22 protein-coding genes are annotated in these 23,476 nt (G+C 67.8%); 10 read left to right on the top strand and 12 right to left on the bottom strand.

The features are described 5' to 3' along the window. Positions 1-56: 56 nt before the first annotated feature. Positions 57-404: a hypothetical protein gene (locus tag OG219_RS04550; RefSeq protein WP_266823099.1), complete on the bottom strand. Its 348-nt coding sequence runs from the start codon at positions 402-404 to the stop codon at positions 57-59. Positions 405-1,224: 820 nt separating this feature from the next. Between OG219_RS04550 and OG219_RS04545 the strand changes: the two genes are divergently transcribed. The 5 genes from OG219_RS04545 to OG219_RS04525 all read left to right on the top strand — a co-directional run bounded on the left by OG219_RS04545 (position 1,225) and on the right by OG219_RS04525 (position 5,132). Further along, positions 1,225-2,742 (top strand): carboxylesterase/lipase family protein, encoded by a 1,518-nt coding sequence (locus OG219_RS04545; RefSeq protein WP_266823097.1) that lies wholly within the window; start codon positions 1,225-1,227, stop codon positions 2,740-2,742. Between the two features lie 93 nt (positions 2,743-2,835). Further along, positions 2,836-3,042: a hypothetical protein gene (locus OG219_RS04540; RefSeq protein WP_266823095.1), complete on the top strand. Its 207-nt coding sequence runs from the start codon at positions 2,836-2,838 to the stop codon at positions 3,040-3,042. A gap of 13 nt (positions 3,043-3,055) precedes the next feature. Beyond that, positions 3,056-4,021: a Gfo/Idh/MocA family protein gene (locus tag OG219_RS04535; protein ID WP_266823093.1), complete on the top strand. Its 966-nt coding sequence runs from the start codon at positions 3,056-3,058 to the stop codon at positions 4,019-4,021. A 15-nt stretch (positions 4,022-4,036) separates the two neighbouring features. Further along, the gene (locus OG219_RS04530) at positions 4,037-4,504 is read left to right on the top strand and encodes a hypothetical protein (protein ID WP_266823091.1); all 468 of its coding nucleotides are present in this window, start codon (positions 4,037-4,039) and stop codon (positions 4,502-4,504) included. A 58-nt stretch (positions 4,505-4,562) separates the two neighbouring features. Beyond that, positions 4,563-5,132 (top strand): isochorismatase family protein, encoded by a 570-nt coding sequence (locus OG219_RS04525; protein ID WP_266823089.1) that lies wholly within the window; start codon positions 4,563-4,565, stop codon positions 5,130-5,132. A 384-nt stretch (positions 5,133-5,516) separates the two neighbouring features. Here OG219_RS04525 and OG219_RS04520 read toward each other — a convergent pair whose 3' ends face one another. The 8 genes from OG219_RS04520 to OG219_RS04485 form a co-directional block, all read right to left on the bottom strand. Beyond that, positions 5,517-7,061, bottom strand: coding sequence for a carboxylesterase/lipase family protein (locus OG219_RS04520; RefSeq protein ID WP_266823087.1), 1,545 nt, complete (start codon positions 7,059-7,061; stop codon positions 5,517-5,519). 62 nt (positions 7,062-7,123) lie between these two features. After that, a complete protein-coding gene (locus OG219_RS04515; RefSeq protein WP_266823085.1) occupies positions 7,124-8,110 on the bottom strand; it encodes a Gfo/Idh/MocA family protein in 987 nt (328 codons plus the stop codon). 57 nt (positions 8,111-8,167) lie between these two features. After that, positions 8,168-9,085, bottom strand: coding sequence for an aldo/keto reductase (locus tag OG219_RS04510; RefSeq protein WP_266823083.1), 918 nt, complete (start codon positions 9,083-9,085; stop codon positions 8,168-8,170). Positions 9,086-9,132: 47 nt separating this feature from the next. Next, positions 9,133-9,564, bottom strand: a complete 432-nt coding sequence (locus tag OG219_RS04505) for a heme-binding protein (protein ID WP_266823081.1) — start codon at positions 9,562-9,564, stop codon at positions 9,133-9,135. Between the two features lie 33 nt (positions 9,565-9,597). After that, a complete protein-coding gene (locus tag OG219_RS04500) occupies positions 9,598-10,023 on the bottom strand; it encodes a heme-binding protein (RefSeq protein ID WP_266823079.1) in 426 nt (141 codons plus the stop codon). 89 nt (positions 10,024-10,112) lie between these two features. Continuing rightward, positions 10,113-10,577, bottom strand: a complete 465-nt coding sequence (locus OG219_RS04495) for a heme-binding protein (protein WP_266823077.1) — start codon at positions 10,575-10,577, stop codon at positions 10,113-10,115. A gap of 72 nt (positions 10,578-10,649) precedes the next feature. Then, positions 10,650-11,867 carry an MFS transporter gene (locus OG219_RS04490; RefSeq protein WP_266823075.1) on the bottom strand — a complete coding sequence of 406 codons (1,218 nt, stop codon included), beginning with the start codon at positions 11,865-11,867 and terminating at the stop codon, positions 10,650-10,652. A gap of 861 nt (positions 11,868-12,728) precedes the next feature. Then, on the bottom strand, positions 12,729-13,103 hold the full coding sequence (locus OG219_RS04485; protein WP_266823073.1) for a nuclear transport factor 2 family protein: 375 nt from the start codon (positions 13,101-13,103) through the stop codon (positions 12,729-12,731). Positions 13,104-13,930: 827 nt separating this feature from the next. Here OG219_RS04485 and OG219_RS04480 point away from each other — a divergent pair. Continuing rightward, positions 13,931-14,917, top strand: coding sequence for an aldo/keto reductase (locus OG219_RS04480; RefSeq protein WP_266823071.1), 987 nt, complete (start codon positions 13,931-13,933; stop codon positions 14,915-14,917). A 1,021-nt stretch (positions 14,918-15,938) separates the two neighbouring features. Beyond that, positions 15,939-16,841 (top strand): LysR family transcriptional regulator, encoded by a 903-nt coding sequence (locus OG219_RS04470; protein ID WP_266823069.1) that lies wholly within the window; start codon positions 15,939-15,941, stop codon positions 16,839-16,841. A 55-nt stretch (positions 16,842-16,896) separates the two neighbouring features. Here the strand turns inward: OG219_RS04470 and OG219_RS04465 are convergent, their stop codons facing one another. The 3 genes from OG219_RS04465 to OG219_RS04455 form a co-directional block, all read right to left on the bottom strand. Continuing rightward, positions 16,897-18,162 carry a hypothetical protein gene (locus OG219_RS04465; protein ID WP_266823067.1) on the bottom strand — a complete coding sequence of 422 codons (1,266 nt, stop codon included), beginning with the start codon at positions 18,160-18,162 and terminating at the stop codon, positions 16,897-16,899. Beyond that, a complete protein-coding gene (locus tag OG219_RS04460; RefSeq protein WP_266823065.1) occupies positions 18,159-19,394 on the bottom strand; it encodes a neutral/alkaline non-lysosomal ceramidase N-terminal domain-containing protein in 1,236 nt (411 codons plus the stop codon). The genes OG219_RS04465 and OG219_RS04460 overlap by 4 nt, the downstream gene beginning before the upstream one ends. A gap of 66 nt (positions 19,395-19,460) precedes the next feature. Further along, on the bottom strand, positions 19,461-19,856 hold the full coding sequence (locus OG219_RS04455) for a nuclear transport factor 2 family protein (protein WP_266823063.1): 396 nt from the start codon (positions 19,854-19,856) through the stop codon (positions 19,461-19,463). Positions 19,857-20,464: 608 nt separating this feature from the next. On the opposite strand from OG219_RS04455, the gene OG219_RS04450 reads away from it, so the two are divergent. From OG219_RS04450 to OG219_RS04440, 3 genes are all read left to right on the top strand, one after another. After that, positions 20,465-21,736, top strand: a complete 1,272-nt coding sequence (locus OG219_RS04450) for an MFS transporter (RefSeq protein WP_266823061.1) — start codon at positions 20,465-20,467, stop codon at positions 21,734-21,736. Between the two features lie 43 nt (positions 21,737-21,779). Further along, a complete protein-coding gene (locus OG219_RS04445) occupies positions 21,780-22,610 on the top strand; it encodes an aldo/keto reductase (protein ID WP_266823059.1) in 831 nt (276 codons plus the stop codon). Between the two features lie 65 nt (positions 22,611-22,675). Next, the gene (locus OG219_RS04440; RefSeq protein ID WP_266823057.1) at positions 22,676-23,236 is read left to right on the top strand and encodes a carboxymuconolactone decarboxylase family protein; all 561 of its coding nucleotides are present in this window, start codon (positions 22,676-22,678) and stop codon (positions 23,234-23,236) included. The last annotated feature ends 240 nt before the right edge of the window (positions 23,237-23,476 follow it).

Here is a 23,476-nt window from a genome sequence, read left to right as displayed (position 1 = left end):
ACGATTTGCAGTGCTGATGTAGCTGATGTAGTAAGGGAGACCGGGGGATGGCCCAGTCAGCGGTGCCCGACGAGGTGGTCTGACACCGCGTCAAGGCGCTTGCTCTCGGCCTCGGTCGGTTTGAGGCCGGCTGTCGCGAGCAGCGTCGGCATCTGTGCCACCGTGCACGCGCCGGCGGAGAGCGGTTCGCGGCGCCATCGTGTTCCGACCGGTATGTCTGGGTGAGGAAATCCGGCCCGTGCGCCTTGTCTCCCTCCGGTAGGAAGGGCGTCGGCGGTGTCTGGGAATTTGCCGCCGCTGACCCGGTAGGCGTCAAGCGGCAGATGGGATTGCGCAGGGTCGGCGTTCATGCCGAAGGCCGTCCCGCCGAAGGTGATGGGGAAGGCCGACAAATCGGTCGACATGGGGATACGCCGAATGCTCGGATGAGCACAACTCCCGAAAAGCCAGGCTGTCGGATCGGCCGCGACCCGCAGCCGAGACCCGCGGATATGAGGAGAACACTGCTCGGCTGTCGCGGGTGTGCCCGAGACAGCGTTCGACCTCATCGGGTGGGCTGCAAGTCGCAGTGGACGGAGGGAGTTACCCGGCGGTCGCCGCGAATGCGTGGTGTGGAACGCGGAACCCGGTTCCTGGCAGCACGGGCCCTACCTGGATCAGCAGGGTGGTGTCAGTCCGTGTCGTGCGCGAGGGAGCGGGGTGAACACGCTGCCCGGTTTCCACTTGGGCCGCTCGCACCATCCGGCCGAGTCGTCGCCCGCCGGCCTTCCGGCTCCGCAGCGGGGGCGTCCTGGCACGTCGGCACGACCCTCGGGGCCGGGCCGTGCGCAGCGTGGGGCGTGACGTGTGACCAGCGATCCCGTCATCATGTCCCTCCCCTGCTCGGCAGCCTGCGGGGCCGTACGCCCTGCTGAGTCAGAGGGTTACGAACACGTGACGTCGCTGTCAACAGTTTCGCCTTGCGAACCTGAGGTCTCTGCTCATCCTTAGGTTGCACGGAGGGAAGGTCCACGACGGGCTCAGGCGCTCTACGCTTGTCGACCTGGTGCCCCGCGGGGCACCACTTCTGGCGTTCGGATGCGCCATTCAAAGGGACAGCAGCCAGTCGGCTCCGGTTCAGGGCCGCGACTGGTGTCTTCCTGTCTGCCGGCACGGGGCCACGGCGGCCACCGGTCCGGTCACCCGTCGCGGATACCTGTCGTTGACGAAAGAAATCCGATCTTGATGAGTGAACTTCTCAACCGTCAGCCGGTTCCGACCGAGTCGGGCCTGGTGGCCGGTACCCCGGCCACGCTGCCTGGCGTCACCGCGTTCAAGGGGATCCCCTACGCAGCGGCTCCCAGCGGTCCGCTGCGATGGCGTCCGCCGCAGCCGCCCGCGCCGTGGACAGGCGTGCGAAACGCCGCGCACTTCGGTCCGGTCTGCCCGCAGACGCCCCGCGGCCAGCAGCTCCGGATGAGCGAGGACTGCCTGTCCCTCAACGTGTGGACGGCAGCAGGACCCTCGGACCGCAGTCCGGTACTGGTGTGGATTCACGGAGGCCGGTTCATCATGGGCGCGGGCTCCGAGCCCCTGTACGACGGAGCCGCGCTCGCCGGCGCCGGGCTGGTGGTCGTGACGCTCAACTACCGGCTCGGCGTACTCGGCTTCCTGGCCACCCCCGAGCTCAGCGCGGAATCCGATCACGGAAGTTCCGGCAACTACGGCCTGCTCGACCAGATCGCCGCCCTGCGCTGGGTGCGGGACAACATCGCGGCATTCGGCGGAGACCCGGACCGCGTGACGATCGCGGGCCAGTCCGCCGGCGGTGCCTGTGTCCAGGACCTGATGTACTCGCCGCCTGCGCGGGGACTGTTCCATGGTGCCATCGCCGAAAGCGGCGCTCGCCATCCGCGCGACCCGTCACTGGCCTACCTGGCCAGTTCCTACCGCACCAGGGAGCAGGCCGAAGCCGAAGGAACCCGGTATCTCCAGGACCTCGGCGTAGCGACGCTCGAAGAACTGCGCGCCCTTCCGTTGCCGGACCTGCTGCGCGGCAATGACGCGGACCAGGCCGGAGGGGGACACCAGCCTCCGCTGTTCCGGCCGGTCCGCGACGGCTGGGTGTTTCCCCACAGCTACGCCGAAGCGCTGGCCCTCGGGACGCAGGCCGATATCCCCGTCATCACCGGAACCAACAAGGACGAGGACGGCGCCTCCCCGAAACCGCACGTCAGCCTGGCGGAATACACCGCATCCGCCCGCCGCCACCTCCGCGACAGCGCCGACGACTACCTCGCCCTGTACCCCGCGTCCACCGACGCGGAAGCCGGCCGGCAGTCCAGCGCATCCGCCCGCGACCACGCGCGCACCTCCACCTGGCTCTGGGCCACCGAATGGGCCAAACACGCCCGCAGCCCGGTCTACACCTACTACTGGACGCACGTACCACCAGGGCCGGACGCGGAATCCGCAGGCGCCTACCACGGATCCGAGATCAACTACTTCCTGAACAACCTCTATGCCACCGACCGGCCATGGACGGCGGAAGACCACCGGATCGCCGACACGGTATCCCGGTACGTCGTCAACTTCGCCGCCACCGGCGACCCCAACGGACCGGCACTGCCGCAGTGGGTGCCGGCCGATCCAGCAGCCCCGGCGACGATGGAGATCGGCGACCGCTTCGGTCCCATCCCGGCCGCGGAGCCGCCCAGGCTCGACTTGCACCGCCGGCTCATGGCGGACCAACGGGCCTGGTGACGCCCGCTCACCCGCCAACAGACGCACCTGGACGAACGCCCTCCGGCCAAGCACCGTGATGACCACCGCCACCCCGTCATGAGGGGAAAGCCAATGGCTCAGTACTTCGACGTGCCGACGATCCCCACCGGGTCGGCCATGCAACTCGTGTCCGCCGTCATCGAGGACGGCCGGCAGCACGGCCGGTCGTTCGCCGCCACCGTCGTCGACAACCGGGCGAGCGGCTGGATGCCGCAGGAGTCCGCCGTCTTCGACTGGTGGCAGCCGGCCGGGTACCCGGCCGGCTGCCGCTTCACCTGAAAAGAGAAGATCCATGCAAACCCGAACCCGCTGGGCCGTCCTCGGCACCGGCTACCTCGCCCAGACCGCGATGCCGGACCTCCAACGCACCGAGAACGTCGAGGTGGTGGCGGTCGGCTCGCGAGACGCCGAGCGTGCCGCAGGATTCGCCCGCCGGTGGGGCATCCCCCGCCACTACGGGAGTTACGAAACGCTGCTCGCCGACGGCGGTTTCGATCTCGCCTACATCGCGACCCCGCCGAGCACGCACGCACCGCTCGCTCGCCTCGCGCTCGAATCCGGATTCCACACCCTGGTGGAAAAGCCCTTCACCCTGGATGCCGACGAGGCCGCCGGACTCGCGGACCTCGCTCGCGAACACGGCCGGTTCCTGATGGAAGCCATGTGGACCCGGTTCAACCCGGCGATCCGCGCGGTCGGCAAACTCATCGGCGACGGGGCGATCGGCGAGGTGGTCAGCATGCACGCGGACTTCGGGCTGCGCCTGCCGGCCCACCACAACGCCTACAACCCCGCTCTCGGCGCTGGTGCCCTTTACGACCTGGGCTGCTACAACGTGGCCTTGGCTCACCACGTGCTCGGCCCTCCGACCCGTATTGAGGCCCGCGGCGCCCTCTCGCCCGAGGGATTCGAGCTCACCGCTGCCGCCTACCTCGGCTATCCGGACTCCTGCTTCGCCCAGTTGGCCGTGAGCATGATCAGCCGGATGTCCCCAGTGGCCCGGATAGGCGGTACCGAGGGCGAGATCGTCATCGGCCCGACCTTCCTGAACCCAAGATCATATGAACTGATCGGCGAACACCGGGAGCTGTTCAACGTCGAACTTGAAGGGGACGGCTGGGTCCCGATGTTCCGCGAGGTGAGCGAAGCCGTACAGACAGGACTGACCGAACTCGGCACCAATCCGCTCGCGGACTCGATCGCCGTGATGCGCACCATGGACGCCATTCGCCGCTCCATAGCGGCACCCGCTCAGTGACCAGAGGAGACCAGCATGCCTGTCGTAGTGATTCAGTCCGCCGAATTCGGCATCTACCTCCGCATGGATGCGCGGGAGGTCACCAGCAAGGCCGATGACGGCTCCGGGACGGTCAACTGCCAGTACCAAATCGCGCCGTGGGAGATTTTCGAGATCTCAGCCGCTGACGACGACGGCGCAGTGACGATCGCCTCGGTCTCGTTCCCCGACGTCTACCTCCGTATGGATGCCCACGGCGCGCCCCCGTTCGCATCCGACAGCGGTGGAGGCACCGTCAACTGCCAGTACGGGGTCGGTGAGTGGGCGAAGTTCCGGCTGGAGGAGCAGGCCGACGGCACGTTCCTCATCGGCTCGGCCGCGTTCCCCGGTGCCTACCTGAGAATCGACGGGCGCGGCGTGGACGAGGCCGAACCCCACGGCGGGATCGTCAGCTGCACCTACTCCCCAGGCGGGTGGGAGAGGGTCCGTCTGATCCCGCAGTGATGCCCCCGTGCCGCTCGGTCCGGCAGTCCCACCACACTTACCGATACGGAGCCTTCCGGTGACCATCAGCAAGCTCGATACCAGGACCGCCCTTGTCCTCAACGACATGCAGAAGGGCGTACTCCGCTTGCCCCTTGCCCCGCAATCGAGAGACGAGGTGGTCACACGGTGTGTCAAGCTTGCCGCTGCCTTTCAGCGGCACCGGCTACCGGTGATCCTCGTGGCCATCGGGGGCCCGGCTCCGGGCCGAGTCGAGCAGGACCTCGACCTGCCGGAGCCCCCTGGTCCCGACTTCGCCGAGATCATCGATGAGTTCGCCGACCAGCTGCATGACCTTGTCGTCCCCACCTTCCGCTGGGGCGCCTTCCACGGAACCCACCTCGACTCGGAACTCCGGCAGCGCGGCATCACGCAACTGGTGTTCGGCGGAGTTTCCACCAGCTCCGGCATCGAGTCGAGCGCCCGGTCCGCATTCGACCTCGGCTACAACGTCAGTGTCGCCGTCGACGCGGTCTCGGATTTCGATGCCGCAGCCCACCGCAATTCGATCGGGCGGGTCTTCCCCCGGATCGCCGAGTCGGATGTCACCGACCGCATCATCGAGTTGCTCGACGGCCGCGCCCGGTAGGCGAAGGATCAGCGAAGTCAGAGGGAGATGGCCCCCGATGCCAGATCCCACCGAGGAAGCCCGCCGGCTCACCGCCGCCGAGACGGAGTGGATCGTCCCGGTCGCCGTGGTGGGCTGCGGCCGGGACGGGGACACGGCAGGGCCCCGGCGGTGAGGTATGCGGGGCGCTGACCGGGATGTGCCACTGACGCTGGGACCTCGCCCTGGCCCGGTTCGCGTTGGTTCTCGGCCCTCCGCGTGCGCCGGGTCGGACGCGCACCGGGTCCGGCGCCTCCGCTGTGCGGATGTCGCGGTCGAGGGAGGGCGACGACTGCGAGGTCGATCAGCGCCTTGACGGGTCGGTGGACGCCGTCGACCAGCGCCACCTCCGTCGATTCCTTGTCGTCACCGCTTGGGGCGCGCGGCGAAGAAGCGCCGGAAGAAATCCAGTTCGGTCGCGCTCGCGACCGCTCGGGGGCTGAACGCGTCACCGAGTTCCATGGTCAGCGGCTCACCGTCGAACCGCCGCCAAACGGGCAGGTGGCCGCCGTTGGGGTCACCCGACTTGAGGAAGTTCGAGACGTACGACGACATGACCCCTGCGATCGTACGGTCGTTGTGCGTCCATGGCCTTTCGGGATTCGCCGCCAGGCTGTTGAAGACGTAGTAGATCTCCGATCCGTGAAATGCCCCCCGCGTGCCGGCGTCGTGCCCGGCCGGAGCGTGCGTCCAGTAGTACGTGCGCGGCGCGGTCCCGCCGGCTCGCGACCATGCCTCCGCCCAGAGATAGGTCGATGAACGCGAGTGCGCGCGTGCCGACTCGTTCCAGCGAGTACGTGCCTCTTCGTCGCTCTGCGCGGGGAACAGCGAGAGGAACTCCTCACCCATCTCCCCGTACACCGTGTGCGCGTGTTCAAGGTATTGCGCCAGGGTGGTCGTCGGCAGTGGCGATGCTCCGTCTTCGTCGAGATTGCCGCCCGTGATCACCGGGATGTCGCGGTGGTGAGCTCCCGCAAGCGAGTCGTCGTACGTTCGCCGGAACACCACTTCGTCGAGCACGGGTCGGAACAACGGGGGACGATGACCGCCCGGCCCTGGTTCGTCCGCGTCGTTGCCCACGAGCAGTTGCTCCACGGGCAGCTCACGCAACTCGGCCAGGGTGTTGACTCCGTGCTTGTGCATCCACTCCTCGCCCTGGCTCAGGGCATCGTCGCGGCGCCGGTACGACGCGGCGACGAAGTCGAGGGAGGGGTCTCCCGGGTGAAGGGCACCGCTCTCCGCGATGGCGCCGTGCAGGAGGTCCTGGGACAGCGGCGAATAGACGAGGTCCATCACGCATGCGGCACCAGCGGACTGCCCGGCGACGGTGACGCGGCCGGGGTCGCCACCGAATGTGGCGATGTTGCGTTGTACCCACTTCAGGGCCGCGATCTGATCGAGCAAGCCGTAGTTGCCCACGGTGCCCGCGGCGGCGCCGCCTCCCTCGATCGACTCCTCCAGGAGTTCGCCGGTCGCGAGGAAGCCGAAGACTCCACTGCGGTAGTTGAGGGTGACGACGACGACGCCGGTCGACGCGAGCGCCGCACCATCGAAGGTCGGGTCGCTTCCGTGTCCGGAGATGAACCTACCGCCGTAGATCCACACCAGGACGGGCCGTCGTTCGTCGTCGACCCCCGCGGCCCATACGTTCACGGCGAGGCAGTCCTCACTCATCGGGAGCGTCCCAGGCCCCGCGTTCTGAGGGCAGATCGGGCCGAATCGGACCGCGTCCCGCACGCCCGACCAGGGCGTGGCCGGTTGCGGTGGGCACCATCGATTCTCACCGGCGGTGCTCGCGGCGTAAGGGATGCCGCGGAAGACCGTGACACCCGGCTGTGCGGTTGAGGCGCCTCGTACGGTGCCGAGGTCGGTTACCGCGATGGGCGCGGTCGACTTCGCTGTCTGATGCACAGCTGCTGCTCCATGGTCGTTCGGTCCAGGTGGATCTGTCCGGCTGGGTTCGTGCGCTGCGCTCAGTCGGCGCCGTCCGCGAGCACCTGACGTCGGATGGTGTCGATGCTCTCCATGCCGGCAACCGTGTCTTCGAGGGGGTTCTCAGCCGCCTCCGTGTGTCCGCCGGAGACGGCGCGGGTCACCGCTCGGAACATCGGGGTGTATCCGGCCCCCTCCGGCTGGATCGTGACGGTCTCGCGGTCGTCGCCGATCGCGAGCTCGTAGGTCCACGGGTTCACGAAGCCCGGGAGGGTGATGGCGCCGGCGGTACCACCGATCACCGCGTGCTGGGGAAGCCAGCTGGTCATCGAGCAGGAGACCTGTGCGAACCGGCCCTCCGAGTACTCCATGGCGGCGGCACAGGATGTGTCGAAGCCGTCCGCGGACGTCCCCGACGCGCTGATCCGGATCGGCGCGCCGCCCAGGAAGTGGTGGGTGAGCGCGACGTTGTAGATGCCGAGATCCAGCAGCGCTCCTCCCCCCAGCTCGGCGCGCCACGCGTTGTGGGCGGAATCCAGGTTGCGACCGAAGTTGGTCGTGACGGTGCGGACGTCACCGATCACGCCGTTCGCGACGTGTTCCGTAGCGGCTTTGACGACCGCGTTGAAGCGCGTCCACGTCGCTTCCATGAGGAAGGCGTTCCGCGACCGGGCGAGCGCGACCAGTTCCCTGGCTTCCTGGGCGTCGAGCGTGAACGGCTTCTCGACGAGAACGGACTTGCCGGCCCGGAGAGCCGCCCGCGCGAGGGGGAAGTGCGTACTCACCGGTGTTCCCACGTAGACGACGTCGACGTCCGGATCCGCGAAGAGTGCCTCCGGGTCGTCGAACGCCCTGGGAATGGACCATTTCTGAGCGAACGCGGCAGCCCTGCCCGCGTCACGCGAGCACACCGCGGTGACGGCGAGACCCTCGGTCGCGATCATGTCGGGCAACACCGTGTTGGCGATGTAACCGGTACCGACGACACCCCAGCGGATGACGTCGTTCCTGGGCGGTGTGGAGTACAACCTTCGTTCCTTCCGTGTGGGTGTCCCGGGGAGTCCCTCGATACGCGCGGGGGCGACTCAGCGTGAGGCGGCCGAGAGCGCGTCGAGTTCCTCCGGGGTGAGATCGAGCGTTGCCGCCTCGACGAGTCCTGCGACCTGTTCCGGTGTCCGGGCGCCGGCCACGGGGGCTGTCACGGTCGGTTGGGCTATGAGCCACGCCAGTGCGACGGTGGACTGCGTGACGTGATGGTTCGAGGCCGCGGTGTCGAGCGCTTCCAGGACGCGGTCGCCGCGCTCGCCGAGGTAGCGGGCCGCGAACTCGCTGTGCTTCTCCGCCTGGGCGGCGTTCCTCACGACGCCGGCCAGAAATCCCGACGCGAGTGCCCAGTACGGCATGACGGCGAGTCCCTGCTTGGCGGCCACCGCCCCGAGTTCGCCTTCGTAGGCACGTTCAACGAGGTTGTAGTGGGGTTGGATCGCCACGGGGGCGTGGAGATGCTCGTCCTGAGCGATCCGCAGCCACTCCTCAACTCGCTCGGCACGGAAGTTCGACACCCCGATGCTCACGATCTTCCCCGCGTCCACGAGGGACGAGAACGTCCCGGCGACGTCCGCGAGAGGAACGCTCTCGTCGTCGTAGTGGGCGTAGTACACGTCGATGCGATCTCCGCCGAGGCGCCTCAGCGAGGCGTCGACGGCGGCGAGGATGTTCTCGCGCCGCAGGCCGGGCAGTTGCGAGTGCTTGCCGACCTTCGTCGCGATCACGAACTCGTCGTGGGCCGCACGGGATGTCAGCCAGGCGCCGATGACGCTCTCGGATGCCCCGTCACCGTAGCCGTCGGCGGTGTCGAGGAAGTTCCCCCCGGCGCTGCGGTAGGCGTCCAGAACCTCGAACGCCTGCTGTCGGTCTGCCGATCGCCCGAAGGGTGTACCGCCGAGGTTGACGGGAAACACCTCCAGCCCGGTCGAGGCGATCGCTCTGCGTATGGGCGCCATGCGTGTGTGCTCCTTCTTCCTTTTGTGGGCCTTGTGCGTCTTGTGCGTCACGCCACGGACATCGGGTCATCGGCGTCGACACTCGACAACGCGGCCCGGGCCACCGCCTCGTTGTCATCGGGAGCCGCGCCGCCGACGCCGAGACCGCCGACCAGGACGCCGTCGAACCGGATGGGCAGGCCGCCGCGCATGTTGGTCTCCTCGTTGCCCGCGGCGAGCGCGAGAACGATGGCGTCGTGGTCGCTCATCCATCCACTCGGCCGATCGTCCGCGCACGCCGTTTTCGCCGCCCGTCGGCTCGAACCCGCGTTGAGAGGGTTCGCCCCGTCCGCGCGGCAGAACGCGACGACCTGCAAGCTCGGATCGACCACCGTCGCCACCAGACGCAGCCCACGTCGCGAGCCTTCGGCGATCACGCTCGTGACGATCTGAAGTGCGGCCTGATGGGAAATCAGGACCGGCTGGTAGGTATTGGACACTGTGAGTCCCTTCTTCTTCGGTCTTGGCCGATGTCAGTCGAACGCGGCGAAATCTGTCTCGAAGCCGAGTTCGTCGAGCACCGCGTCGCCGATGGCTTGGTCCTCGTCCCCGCGAGCGCCGGACACCCCGAAGGCACCCAGCAGACCGCCGTCCCGCTTGATCACGAACCCTCCGGGGCCCGTCATGATCGGATAGGGGCCGAGTGACGACAGCCGCGCGAGTGCGTCGGGGGTGAGGTGTGCCCATTGCTCCAGAAGGAGGGTCGGACGCTCCATGATCGCCGCCGTGTACGCCTTCGAGGTGGCGAGTTGCAGGACGAGGTCTCGAACGCCGTCCGCGCGGCGTGCCATGACGACCCGGCCTTCGAGATCGACGACGACGGCCGCGACCGGCTTTCCGATGCGGGCAGACTGCTTCACGCAGGCGCTGATGACCTGTTCGGCGATGGCGATGTTCATTCCTTGCGCACCTCTCATGGGGCGGCTTGTCCGTTGGGCGATGCTCCGGGCCGGGTGGCGGGACGTCCCGCCACCCGACCCGGAGGCGCTCAGTTGCGCTCCGCCGCGAACCGGTCGAGCGCTTCGGCGATGACCTCGTGATCGAGGGCGTCCTCCTCGCCCGAGGCGGAGATGGTCGCCGTCATCACACCGTCGACGAAGATGGGGATGCTGCCGCCGGCGAGGACGTACTCCTCCGGGAGTTCACTGCCGAAGCCCGGATCGGCGTCGCGCTTGAGTCGTGCGAGCAGCGAACTGTGGCCGAACTTGTTGACCGTCAGGATCTTCCGCCGGATGACGTCGGCGTTGAACTGGCCGGTGGTACCGAGTTGTGCCCGGTACGCCAGTTCGTCTCCGATGTGGACGTCGACGCAGAGGTTCACGCCCCATTCGAGGATGATGCCGACGGTGATCTCTCCCAGCCGGGTGGCGTCGTCGCGAACGAACCGGGGGAAGTCGCGATCGGGTTCCTTCTGGATCTCTTCGAGGGTGTAGGTGGGATTGGGACGGGACATACGTGTCTCCTGCGGTAGGGAAGGTGTGCTGTCGGTGTGCGTGCCGACGAGGATGGTCAGTGATCGCCGGGTCTACCCTCTGGCCCTCGACAGCAGAAGAGGGGCCCCGGCCGAGCGTGCGACGGGCCTGGCACGCGTGAGCTGCGGGATCCACAGGAGCCCGAGGAGCGCCGTGACCGCGCCGCAGGCCGCCATGACCACCATCAGCGCGGTCGGGCCGTTGGCGGCGAGAGCCGGTACGAACACGCCGTATCCGGCGATGGCGAACCGGCCGATGCCGTAGGTCAGGCCCTGCGAGGTGCTGCGGATCTCGGTCGGGAAGATCTCCTGGGTCCACACGCGGAACAGGCCTTCTCCCGCCCATGCGAAGCCGACCCCGGTCGCGCAGAGCATCACGACGACCGACCAGAGACTGAATCCGGCTATGACTGGAACGAGGGATCCCACGACGGTGAGCGCGGTGCCGAGGACGAACAGCACCCGCCTCGCGGCGGCGCGATCGACGAGCCGCTGGAATGCGACGCCCGCCGCGATGAGCAGCAGTGTCGTCCCGACGGACACGATCGTCGCGGTGAGCACCGTCGACTTCGAGATCGTCGTGATCAGGTAAGTGCTGTACTGCCCGGTGATGTTGCCGGACACGGAGGAGAAGACGTAGAACACGGTGATCGCGATGAGCGCGCTTCCGTAGGGGGGCCTGAGCAGCAGCCGGAGATCCCGCTTCCTCCGCGCCCGCGCATCGACGGTCACATTGGCCTGCTCCCAGGCCGGCGACTCCTTCATCTCCCGGCGCAGGAACCACACGATCAGCGAGACGACCATGGGGTGGACGAAGAGCAGGCGGGCGCCGAGACCGCCCAGGTCCGACACGCCGATACCGATGAACTGGGTGAGGACCACGCCCGAGAAGAGGAACACCTGGCTCATGGCGACGGCCGATCCGCGACGGCCCGCACTCGCCTCCTCGAACACCAGGGCGACAGAGGCGGGTATGTCGGCTCCGAGCGCGAGCCCGGTGATCACGAAGCCGACTACGAGCACCGCCGGGTTCGGCGCGATGATGATGACGAGCATCGCCACTGCGCAGATCAGGAGATCGGCCGAATAGACCGCCCGCCTGCCGAACACGTCCCCGAGCCGGCCTCCGACGATCGCGCCGACCGCGAACGCCAACTGGAATCCGGAGACGAGTACGCCGATCATCCAGGGGCTCAGGTGGAAGACCGAGTTGAACAGAACGATCGAGACGCCGACGCTGACCGACGTCGTGCCGTCGAGGTACGACGCCATTGCGCCGAGTATGGTTGAGCGTTTTGAGTAGCGCGCTGACTCTATATCTGTCACTTGTCCGACGCCTTTGCTGTACCGCGTTGTACGCCTAGATCGGAAAAGGGGTCGCATCATTCCTTGACGAGCGCATGCGGCTCCATATGCGCGACGACGCAATACCGACAGTGCGCGTCGAGACACTTGGAGCCCACAATGGGCGGCCCTGCGTGTTCGATCGCCTGTGAATGCACGTCGTCGCGTGTGTAATCCCCCGGGTTGGGGTGATAAATCATCGCCCACGCAAGTGAGGAAACATCGGCGGCAATCTACTGGCCGTCGACGTGATGCTCTGACCTGTGTCTTCGGTCGCGCACGAATGTGCGCCATCGCGTGGGTAACCCGCGGGTACGCAAGAGAGCTGTCGCGCTACAAACCACTGCCGCATCAGCGGCATTCCAATGGCTGACTGCGCGACGCCCAGACGCAGCTGTATATGCCCGCTCCTGACTAAGTGGGGCACAACTGCGCGGCGAAGGGTTCTACGCGGCAGGCAGGCGCGGCCTCTGATTCAGCACAGAGCTGCTGCTCGCAACCATTCTCCGCCTCCTTACGATATGACAGCCAGATTAAGTCAGCGTTTACTCGAAGGCAATAGCCTCCTGTGAGCAGTTCGAGCCTGTCGTAAACCGTGATCGTGTGCCGCGCGCCGCGCGAAGGCCGGGTCGGCGGACGGTCCCGGCGGTCCGGAACGCGGCCGCCAGGCGTGCGCACCGGACCACGGCGACGTCGGCCGGCCACGGGGCCGGGGGCAGCGAGACCGGCAGGCTGCGTTTCCCTGTCGTGTGAGCGGTCTGATTCATGAAGCGCGCCGCGGTGTGCCGGCTACGGCTTCACGGGGGTCGCCTGGAAGGCGATCACCTGGATGCCGTCGTGCCGCTCCGCCCATACCGCGGTACACCGGCTCTCCGACACCACGGGCTCGGCGTCGATCGCGATGCGCGCCGAGAGCCGGTACACGACGACAGCCGTGGCTGCTTGCAGTGTGACCGACTGATCGGAGACCGACAGGTCCTCATACCGAAAGAGGCCGTCGCCGAGACCCGCCAGATAGGACTCACCTGTGTCGAGCCTGCCCGTCGTGTGAACGTAGGAGCACTGCGGGCTGATGAGCTTACGCAGGCAGGCCACGTCGTTGGCCAACATGGCCTGGATGCGGGTTCTCTCCAGCGTGCGTACGGAGTCGGCCGTGATGGTCATCGGGGCTGTTCCTTTCCCACGCGGGTCGTGGCATGCGGGCGGACGAGATCGCGGCCCCGGGTTCGTCGGCGCTACGAAGCGGCATCAGGCCGCGGGCGTGCGGCGTCACAGCTGATGCGAGGAGAGATGGGAGCCGATCACGGCTCAGAAATCAGGAAGGCAGGCGGTACGCCTGCGGTGGGTGCGTCCGAACGCCAGCGCCAGTTGGAGCCCGCCCACCACGGTGAGGACGGTAGTACGCCCGGGACGAAACCGTCCCTTCGTTGCGTACAACCTTAGATTGCGGTCGATCGAAGGCCGAACTCGTTCACCCGCTGGACACGGACGCCGAAGCTGACCAAGCTGAGGTCTCACAGACCCGCGGCCCTCGTCGGCCGCCGCAGCGACAGGGGGCATCGTGGAATCGGAATCGCCGATCTCATCGTGTGTCGTCTCCCGTGCTGCCGTCTGGGCCCACCATTCCGGAGTGGTCAACGTCGGCACCGCGGGCGATGACTCGGCCGGATGGTGTGAGCGTCCCAAGAAGAAATGACTCCACATCCCCGCTGCCGCAAGCAGAGCGGGGTTTTCGGAGCATGCCGTCATGGCCTTACGGTCCAGGTAAGGCCAGCGCCAGTCAGCGGGCTCCGTTCCACGTAAGAGGTAGGCAGGGCCGCGTTGGCGGTACCGCATGAGGCCGCCTTGTGCCGCCCCCACGGCAGCATTCGAGTGGCCACGGCCAGCAGACGGACAATTCCGGATCCGACACCCCCACGAGCTCGGCGGCATGTGACCGCCCACTCGTGGGGCACTGGTTCACGCCCGGACAGACGCCGGCCGACCCCCACATGGAGTTCGACATTTCAGGAGTATCGACCATGCGTGAAACTTGCCGTCCCCTGGGCTCGACCGACCTTTCGGTGTTCCCCGTGGCGCTCGGCGGGACGGCCTTCGGCATGAAGGCCGGCACCCGGGAATCACATCGACTGCTCGACACGTACCGGGCTGGTGGCGGCAACTTCCTGGACACCGCGGACTCCTACCGGCCGCCAGTAGAGGAAATCGCCGGATTCGATTCGGAATCCATAATCGGCTCCTGGCTGAAGACCTCGGGAGCCCGTGATGAGATGGTCATCGCCACGAAGGTCGGGAAGCACCCTGCGTATCCCGGCCTGCGCGCGACGAACATCCGACGCGCGGCTGAGGCTTCTCTGCGGCGGCTGCGCACCGACCGGATCGATCTGTACTTCGCGCACTTCGACGACCAGGGCGTCCCCGTCGAAGAGACCGCCTCGGCGTTCTCCGAACTGGTCGACGCCGGAATGATCCGCCATATCGGCCTGTCCGACTTCTCCGGCAAGAGAGTGTCCGAGTGGATGGACGTGGCAGCCAGGAACGGGCTGCATCCGCCCGTCGCTGTTCAGCCGCACTACAACGCCGTCGAGCGCAGCGGCTTCGAAACCGACCTGATGCCGGTCGCCCTGCACCACGCGCTGGCCACCGTCCCCTACCGGGGGCTCGCCTTGGGATTCCTCACTGGCAAGCACCGGTTGGAGCGCGACGACGCTCGGTTCTCTCCGGCGGCGCAGTACGTCAACGAGCGCGGCGCTCAGGTCCTCGACGCGCTGGACGAGATCGCGCAGGAACGCGGGGTGCAGATCTCGACAGTGGCCCTGGCATGGCTCGCGGCCAGGCCCACTGTGGTCGCGCCGATCTTGAGCAGTCGTAACGCCGCGCAGCTGCCCGCGCTCCTCGCGGCTGCCGAACTCACGCTGACCGACGCCGAGAACCGACGCCTCGACGAGGCATCAGGCCGCCTCGTGCCGCAGGGCTGAATGTGGTCGGCATCCGCAGAGCACTTCGCACAAACCGGATTCGCAGCCGCATACACCGAGCCCTGGCACCCAGAACGACCAGTTCGCCCACTGAAGTTGCCCCGGTCTGATGGACATGGACGGGCTTGCGGACCATGCCGCAGATTGAGCGAGGCTGGCGGACGCCTCGGCGGCGTGTCGATGTTCGTATTCGGCGGGGCTGAGCCGGCCGTTCGCCGAGTGTCGCCGACACGGGTTGTGGCCAGGGGCATTGCATGAACGGGGTTCGTCGGGTTCGTCTGTGACGCCTGGTCATGTCCAGTAGTTCGTTCTTGCCCCGGAACGCAGTGCAGGCACGCCGCCGGTGATCATGTGGTTGTTGACGCCCCATGACCACCGAGTGAGACCGTGCCTGCCCCTGGCACGTGGGTACCCGGCAGAAGAACCTCCCCGCGTTCGACGGCTTCGACCTCTCGGTGTCCATCAGCGCGCTGGACACCAACAACTAGTTCGGCCTGGGCACCACCGCGGGGCGGCACTTCACCGAGTACAGCCAGAAGCGTGACGCGTCGGGCACGGCCGGCAAGCGCCTGGACAGCGACATCCCCGAGAAGCTTCGGCTCATGAACCCGATGTACCACCTCCGCAAGGGCAACCCCGACCGGTCCAACAGTTGCCTGTTTTCTCCACACCCGAGGCAGCCATCACCGCGGCCGGCACGTCCGGCCAAGGCACTGGTGGGCTCCACGGAGAACCGGCGACAGTCGAATATGAGAGCCCACCAGTACCGACGCCGTAGTACTCCAGCACGTGAGCCGACCCTGCGCTGTCACCTCCACCGTGAACCCCGACTCCCGCAGCGCCACGGCAAGTTCTGCGGGATCCCACGGCCGGGCACCCCTTCGAGCAGGGCCCGTACCAGCCGGCCCTTCGTCGCCTTGTCGAAGTGGCTGACGACCTTCCCGGGAGTCGGCCATAGCCTGGGGCTTTAGCATTTCTGTTGACCTCGGCAGGAGCGTCGGGGCATTCGTGGAGGGGCGGCATGGATCTCGGCGGTCTCGACATGAACGCGCTGACGCCGCTGCACGCGCTGCTGGAGGTGCGGCATGTGACGCGGGCCGCCGAGCGGTGCCATATGAGCCAGCCCACCATGAGCGCCTACCTGGCCCGACTGCGCCGCTATTTCGACGACGAACTGCTGGTCAGGGGCGCTGCCGGTTACGAACTGACACCGCTGGGGCACCGGCTGCTCCCGCTGGTGGCCGAGGTACTCACGGCGGCCGAGAGCGTCTTCCGGACCCGTGCCGGCTTCGACCCCGTGACCAGCGAACGTCGCTTTGTGATTTCCTGCTCCGGCTATGCGACCGGTGTGATCGGCCGCCCTCTGAACGCCCGCCTCGGCAGCGGTTCGCCGGCGCTGTCGATCCAGTTCTGCGCGTTGAAGGACGGGTTCGCGGAGCGCGACCTGCTGGAGGCCGATCTGGTGATCGCCCCGCTGAGCTTCAGCGTCCCGGCCGAGAGCGAGAAGCTGTTCAGCGACGACTTCGTGTGCCTGCTGGACTCCGGCAACCCGGTGGCGGCGGAAGCCGAGCTGACGGCCGAGGTGCTCTCCGGACTCCGGCACGCGGGCGTGAGCCGCAGGTCGGGCACGCCGACCGTCGCGCACCGGCTCATCGACGGGCTGGGGGTGCAGGGGCGGCTCGCGGTGCTGACCGACGAGTGGGCGAACCTGCCCTGGCTCGTCCAGGACACGGACCTGGTCGCGCTGCTACCCCGGCGGGTCGCCGAGCGGGCCTCCCAGGCCGGCGGCTTCACCATCCGGGAGGTCCCCGGGTACGACGGGGCGCGCTTCACCGAGTCGATGCTGTGGCACTCCAGCCGCAACGCGGACCCCGGGCTGCGGTGGTTGCGCGGCGAACTGCGTGCCGCGCTGGGCGCGCCCTGACGCACCACCGCGGACGGCCACCCTGACGCAGCACCGCGGGCCTCGCGAGAGGCACTCAGAGGCCGTCGCCGCGGAGTTCCTCCAGGATCTCACCGACCTTCGACGCGACGGCCTCGGCGGATCCGCGCGCATAGCGCGAGTTCATCGCCTCATAGGTGCTGCGGTCGTAACTCGCGGCATCCGCCATGTACTTGGCCGCTCCGTTGGCCATCGTCATGACGAGGGTGCCCGCGAACGGGGAGTCCTCCTTGATGCCGAGGCCGGTCCCGCTGGACAGTTCCGCCCGCAGGCCGACCAGCACGATGTCCCCGATCCGCACCGCGTCGATCGGTACCTCCGCCTTGCCGTCCGGCTGGAAGGGGTAGTTCCGCACCGGGCGCAGGTCCTGCATACGGGCGGGTGCGACCTGCGCGTGGACGGTGGTGCTGGTGTTGACGACCCGCAGACCCCCGCCCGTGGCGGCGCACCGGATCCCCTCGCTCACCCGGACCGCCTCGGCTCCCAGCCGCTCGCCGAGCAGGTCCACCAGCAGGTGACCGGCCTCGTGGACGTCGGCCCTCGTGTACGCCCCGCCCCTGTGGGCGACATACCGGTTCGCGGTGAGGAACGGGGCCTGGTCGCCTGCCGCGCCGATCAGGAAGAGGGCAACTGCCCCGTCCCCGTAGGACTCCTCCACATGGCGGCAGGCCGCGCCCGCCAGATCCGAGGTGACGAGCCTTTCGCCCGTCCGCGTGCGCGACTCGTTCATGACGGAGGACTGGACGGCGTAGTTCATCAGGATCGCCAGCGGCTGCCCCCCGTCGTCCTCGATACGGACGACGCCCACGCTCTTGTCGGACACGCCGCTCTCATCGGCGCCGAGCCACCAGCCGTCCGCTGTGAGGACGTCCCGGTTGACGTTGACACCGCAGGTGCCGCGCCCGAACCCCACCCGGGCGGACCGCATGGTCCGCCGGGCCTCCGTCACGGACCGGACCACGGCGTCCCGCACGGCCTCCCGCAGCAGGGCGTCGCTCCGTCCGCCCGTTCCCGCCGCCTGAAGATGCGGGGCGGAGAAGGTGTGGCTCGCGCACACGACGGTGTTGCCACCCGCGACGCGGCCGGCCGTGGCGGCGGCCTCCCGCAGCTCGCGCACGGCGTCCTCGGGAATCGACGTCAGCTCGACCACGACGAGGGCGACGCGCTGCGCCCCGTCGTCGAGGAGGACCGCCCTCGCGTGCAGGCTGTCGTGTTCCCCGGTGAACCCGTCCAGGGGATAGACGTCGGGGGGAAGGTCGATGACCGACTTGCCGACGCCGGCCGCGAGTTGGGACCCGGTCACCGCAGCGTGCCCCTGATCATGCCGACCAGGCCGTCGACGATGCCGGACTCGGCGTACCCCTGCACGATGGGGCAGCCGTTGACCTCGAAGGTGTTGCGTGCGTACGACTGGTCGTCGGCGAGGTAGCCGATGCGGTCGTTGGCGATGGAGATCAGCAGGGTGTTCGCGAGGGGGGACTCCCGCTGGAGCCGCCGGTAGATGTCGGTCACCACCTCGCCCGACACGCCGGCCAGGGCGACCTCGTTGATGGTGACCAGCCCCAGCCGCAGGTCAACCGAGTCGACCTTCTCCTGGATCATGTCCTCCATCACGTCCACGCCCTCCTTCATGGGACAGGCGAGCACCCGTTCCGCCGCGCCGATGCGGACCGTGGAGGTCAACTCCCGGATCCCGCCCGCCACCCGTACGGCTTCCGCACCGACCATCAGCCCCTGGGCGGCCATCGCCTCGTAGGCGAACACCCGCTCGTCGTCGGTGGCGCCCCGCAGCTTGCCGAGCGCGACCCTGGGCGACTGGTCGCCCACCGGCCCGAGGGTCCACAGCGCCACGACACCGCCGCCGAGGTGCCGCTCGACATACGCGGTGGCCGCCCCCGCGAGGTCGGCGCTGACCTCCTCCGTGCCCAGCACCACGGTGGAGTGCACCGCGTAGTTGAGCAGCACCGCGATCGGGTCGCCGGTGAGGGTCTCGAACCTGAGCACCCAGACGGTCTTGTCCGACGGGCCGTCGGGGTTGACGCCCATGGCCCACTTGCCCGCGATGTACTCGTCGCGGTTGACGTTGACATCGGCGGTCCCCTTGCCGAGGCCGAACCGGGCCGGCTGGGACGACGCCCTGGCCTCCTTCAGCGCGCCGATCATCCTGTCGTACACCCAGGCGGTGTAGGTGTCCGACTCCGGAGGTCCCCCGTGCGCGAGCGCACCCGGGGACACCAGGCCAATCCGGGGGGCGCTGTGGGTGTGCGTCGCGGTGATGACGATGTGGTCGAAGGGGATGCCGAGTTCCCGCTCGATCCGCTCGCGGACCGGCGTCATGTCGCCGGCCTCGATCAGATCGGCCGACAGCAGAGCCACCTCGTGCGCCCCGTCGTCGAGGACGAGCGCCCGGAGGTGGATCCGGTCGTGCACGCCGGTGAACGACCCGCCCAGCGGATTGAGATTGGTCAGGTCCTCGGGCGTGATGTCGACTTTGGCGACACCGACCCGCAGATTCCCTGATGCGGACGAATTCAAAGGTGACTCCTGATCTTTCCGGGCGAGACTGAAGCCGACCGAGACGTCAGCCGGCCGAAACTGCAGCTACGCCTGCTTCTGCTGCAGAGCCGGCTCGCGCATCGAGGTGAACTGGCAGTTGATGATCTTCGACTCTTCGCCGGCCGGTTCCCATACGACGGTGAAACGGTTGCGGAGGGCCAAGACCCCTTCCGCCACCTCCACTTTCATGTCCTCGACCCCGCTGATGAAAGCCAGCCCTCCCAGGAAACGGATGTCCTCCTCCGTGCGCTCGATCGACAGATATTTGGTCCGGGCATTCCCGATGTAATCCAGGATTTCTTCCTTGGTGTTGATGTTGCCGTTTCCGTGTATCCAGACCACTCCGTCGTCGAGGAGAGCCGCCAGGGCTTCGCCATCCGCGCCGAGCATGGCATCCCGACGGGATCGGTCCAGTCGAAGGATGGTGCTCGCGTCCGTCATCTCAGGCTCCTGTACAAGGGTCGAGCCGGGATTCCCCGGGATTGGTGGGGACTCTTCCATTCGCGGCGGGGAACCAGCAAGACCAGGGAAATGGCGATCCCCTATGTTCGTTATAGGGGATCCTGATGAGGCGGTGAGACGGGCCGTCGGCGGGTGCCCACGAGTGCCTCTCCGATCTGTCCACGATGCCGCTGAGCAGGGGTGAATGCCTCTGGGTGCGACGGTTGGCGACGGCCGTAAGCCCTCCGCAGCCACTTCCTGTCGATATCCGTACGCACATCTTGCGTGACCAGAATCTTGCGTCCGTCGCGCCGAGGGTGGCACGGTCTCTCTGCCCGGCCCACCTGGCCGCGGACTGCTTACCCGGGAACCCGCCGACGAGCCCGTGAGCGCCGCGCCATCACAACGAGGTCCGCCGGGTCGCCCCGCGCAGACCCCGTGCGAGGAATTCCAGCGAACATATTCAGCGGATATTCCGCGAATTACGGCGGTGGGCGTACTGCTTGCCGTGCGTGAGTGGACAGCTCGTCAAACTCCGAATGTTTTGCCGCGTGGCCCGTCCCCGGTCAGGTTCGAAGACCCCACAACGTAGTGAGGAATCAGCGAGTATGCCCAAGGACCAGAGCTCGCCCCGCCCCTGGTACATCGCCACTCTCGGCGGCATGGCCTCCTATCTCGAAGGCGCGACCATGGTGAGCCTTTCCATGGCCGTCATTCTGCTGCAGAAGCAGCTCGGACTCAGTGCCTGGAGTGTCGGCGCGCTCAGCGCCTCGCTCACCCTGAGTTTCTCCACCGGGGCCATTGTCGGCGGCCGCCTCGGTGACCTTTTCGGACGCCGGGTGATCTACTCCGCCGACCTGGTGATCTACGCCCTCGGCGCGCTGATCGTCATCCTCTCGCCCAACCAGGCCGTCCTGTTCGCCGGCGTCATCGTCACCGGTCTCGCGATGGGTGCCGACATTCCGGCCTCGCTGGCCCTGGTGGCCGAGGAGGCGCCCCCCGGACGGCAGGGTGCGGCAGTGGCGTACTCCCAGACTCTGCTGATGACGGGCGTCGGGGTCTCCCTGGTCATCTCCAACTTCGTGGCGGACACGGGCAGTCTGGGCGCGCGGCTGCTGTTCGGCCACCTGCTGGTGGTCTCGGTCATCGTGTGGGTCATGCGCCGCGGCGTCGCAGAGTCGTCGGCCTGGCTGAAGAGCCGCGCCGAGAAGAACTCGACCGGACGGCGGAAACTGAAGGAAACCTTCCGCAAGCCGCACGGGACCGCACTGCTTGCCACCACCCTGTTCTTCGTCATCGGCGGCATCATGCCGAACACGCTGACGCAGTTCGGCCCCTACCTGATCGTCAACCTCGGGCACTCCACCATGCAGGTCTTCAGCACCATCGGAACGGTCACCTTCGTGGTGGGCCTGGTGATCGCACTCCTGCTGCAGCGCTTCGCGGACACCAAGTCCCGCACCGTCTGCCTCGCCCTCGGTCTGGTAGCCCTGGTGATCGGCCCCCTGGTGGCCATCCTCGGCAACTTCTCCGTGGCATCCCTGACCGCCCTCTTCATCCTCAACACCATCGCCGGAAGCTGGGCCGGTGACGGCATGTACCGCATCTTCACCCAGGAGATCTTCCCCACCGAGATCCGCAGCACGTCCCAGGGATTCACCTACGGCATGGCCCGCTACTGCATGGCCGGGTTCAGCCTGCTCACCCCCGCACTCGTGGCCTTCTCACCGACCCTGCTCATGCTGCTCCTCATAGGCCTGGGGCTGGCCGCCGCGGCCATCGGCCTGCTGTGGCTTCCGCGGATCCCGCGCCACGGTCTCAACGAGCAGACCCCGGTGACCGTCCCCGCCGACCCCGTCTCGGTGGCCGCTCACTCATAGCCCCGTACGTACACCCCCGTACAGCAGAAGGAAGTGTGACCCTGTGCCTCCTGTCCCGATCCGCACCCTGAACGACGGCGGCGTCATCCCCGCCCTCGGCCTAGGCACCGCTCCCCTGGATGACGCACGGACCGAGGAGGCGGTGGCACACGGCCTCCGTATCGGGTACCGGCTGATCGACACAGGCGCCGTCTACGGCAACGAGGGCGGCGTCGGCCGGGCCGTCGCCGCCGCCGAAGTCCCGCGTGAGGAGATCCGGGTCCTCACCAAACTCCCCGGTCGCCACCACGGCTACGACACGACCCTGGCCTCCTTCGAGGAGTCCCGCGGCCGGCTCGGCCTGGAGTACGTCGACCTCTACCTCATCCACTGGCCGCTGCCGCGGCTGGACAAGTACGTCGACTCCTGGAAGGCGCTGATCAGGCTTCGCGAGGAGGGACTGGTCCGCTCGATCGGAGTGTCCAACTTCACCGCCGAGCACCTGGACCGCCTGGAGAAGGAGACCGGGGTGCTGCCCGCCGTCAACCAGATCGAGATGCACCCCCAGCACCCGCAGGAGGAACTGCGCGCCGTACACGCCGAGAAGGGCATCATCACCCTCAGCTACAGCCCTCTCGGCCGCGGCACCGGACTGGTCCAGGATCCCGCCGTCGCAGCCGTGGCGGCGGCCCACCGGGTCACCCCCGCCCAGGTGATCCTGCGCTGGCACCTCCAGCTCGGAGCGGTCCCGCTGCCCCGGTCGGGCGATACGTCGCGGCGGCGCGACAACCTCGACGTGTTCGGCTTCGAACTCTCCGCCGCCGAACTCGCCCGCGTCGGCGACCGCGCCCGCATCCGGATCGGCTACGACCCGGAAAGCCACGAGGAGTTCTAGCCGGCGCTCCGGCCCGGACACGAAAGACCGGACACGAAAGACCGGACACGAAGGAGAAGACGAACATGCGTCTGTCAGCACCCACCGGGACCGGCCCGGAACAGGTTGAACTCTCAGAGCGGATCAGAAGCCGTCGCGGGGCCGTCGGCGGCCCCTTCCTGGTGTGGCTGCGCAACCCCGCGCTCGGCGAACACCTGGAAGCACTCGGTACGTACTGTCTCCGCGAGTCCTCACTGCCGCTGCGACTGCGGGAGTTGGCGCTGCTGGTCGCCGCTCGCCACTTCGACGCGCAGCACTCGTGGAACGCGCACTTGGCCAAGGCGGTCGACGCCGGAGTGGACCCGGCCGCGCTGCAACGCCTGGCCCGCGGGGAGGAGCCGCGGTTCAGCAGCCCGGACGAGGAAGTCCTCCACCGCTTCGCGTCCGAAGCGCTTGAGGGGCACTTCGTCGGCGACGAGACCTTCGCCGCCGGACTTGAGCACTTCGGGGAGCCCGGGCTGGTCGACCTGGTCGCCGCTCTGGGGACCTTCTCGATGTTCGCGATGGCCCTGAACGTCTTCCAGGTGGACCTGCAGGCCGACCACGATCCGCCGTTCCCGGACATCAAGGGATTCCGCCGGACGTAGCGGGGCGGCAGACGAGTCGAGCTGTACGCCGGGTTTTGTCGCCGGCCGGCTGACCACCGGAAGCAGTGGTTGAGCGTGGTGGTGTCGATCATGAAGCCCTGAGCCATACCGCCCTGAGCAGTGAGCCAGTGGTGGAGCTGGACAGCCGCGTACTTGGAGGTGTTGATCGTCCGGCGCTGGAATGGACGCCCGTGCTTGTTCTTGGTCGTGCTGAGATGCGACTCAAGCTCTGCGATCAGC

Origin of the sequence: Streptomyces sp. NBC_00038 (assembly GCF_026343635.1) — a bacterium.
Taxonomy (GTDB): Bacteria; Actinomycetota; Actinomycetes; order Streptomycetales; family Streptomycetaceae; genus Streptomyces.
Note: the sequence above shows the minus strand (reverse complement) of the source record. Positions and strands in the feature narration are given on the sequence as shown.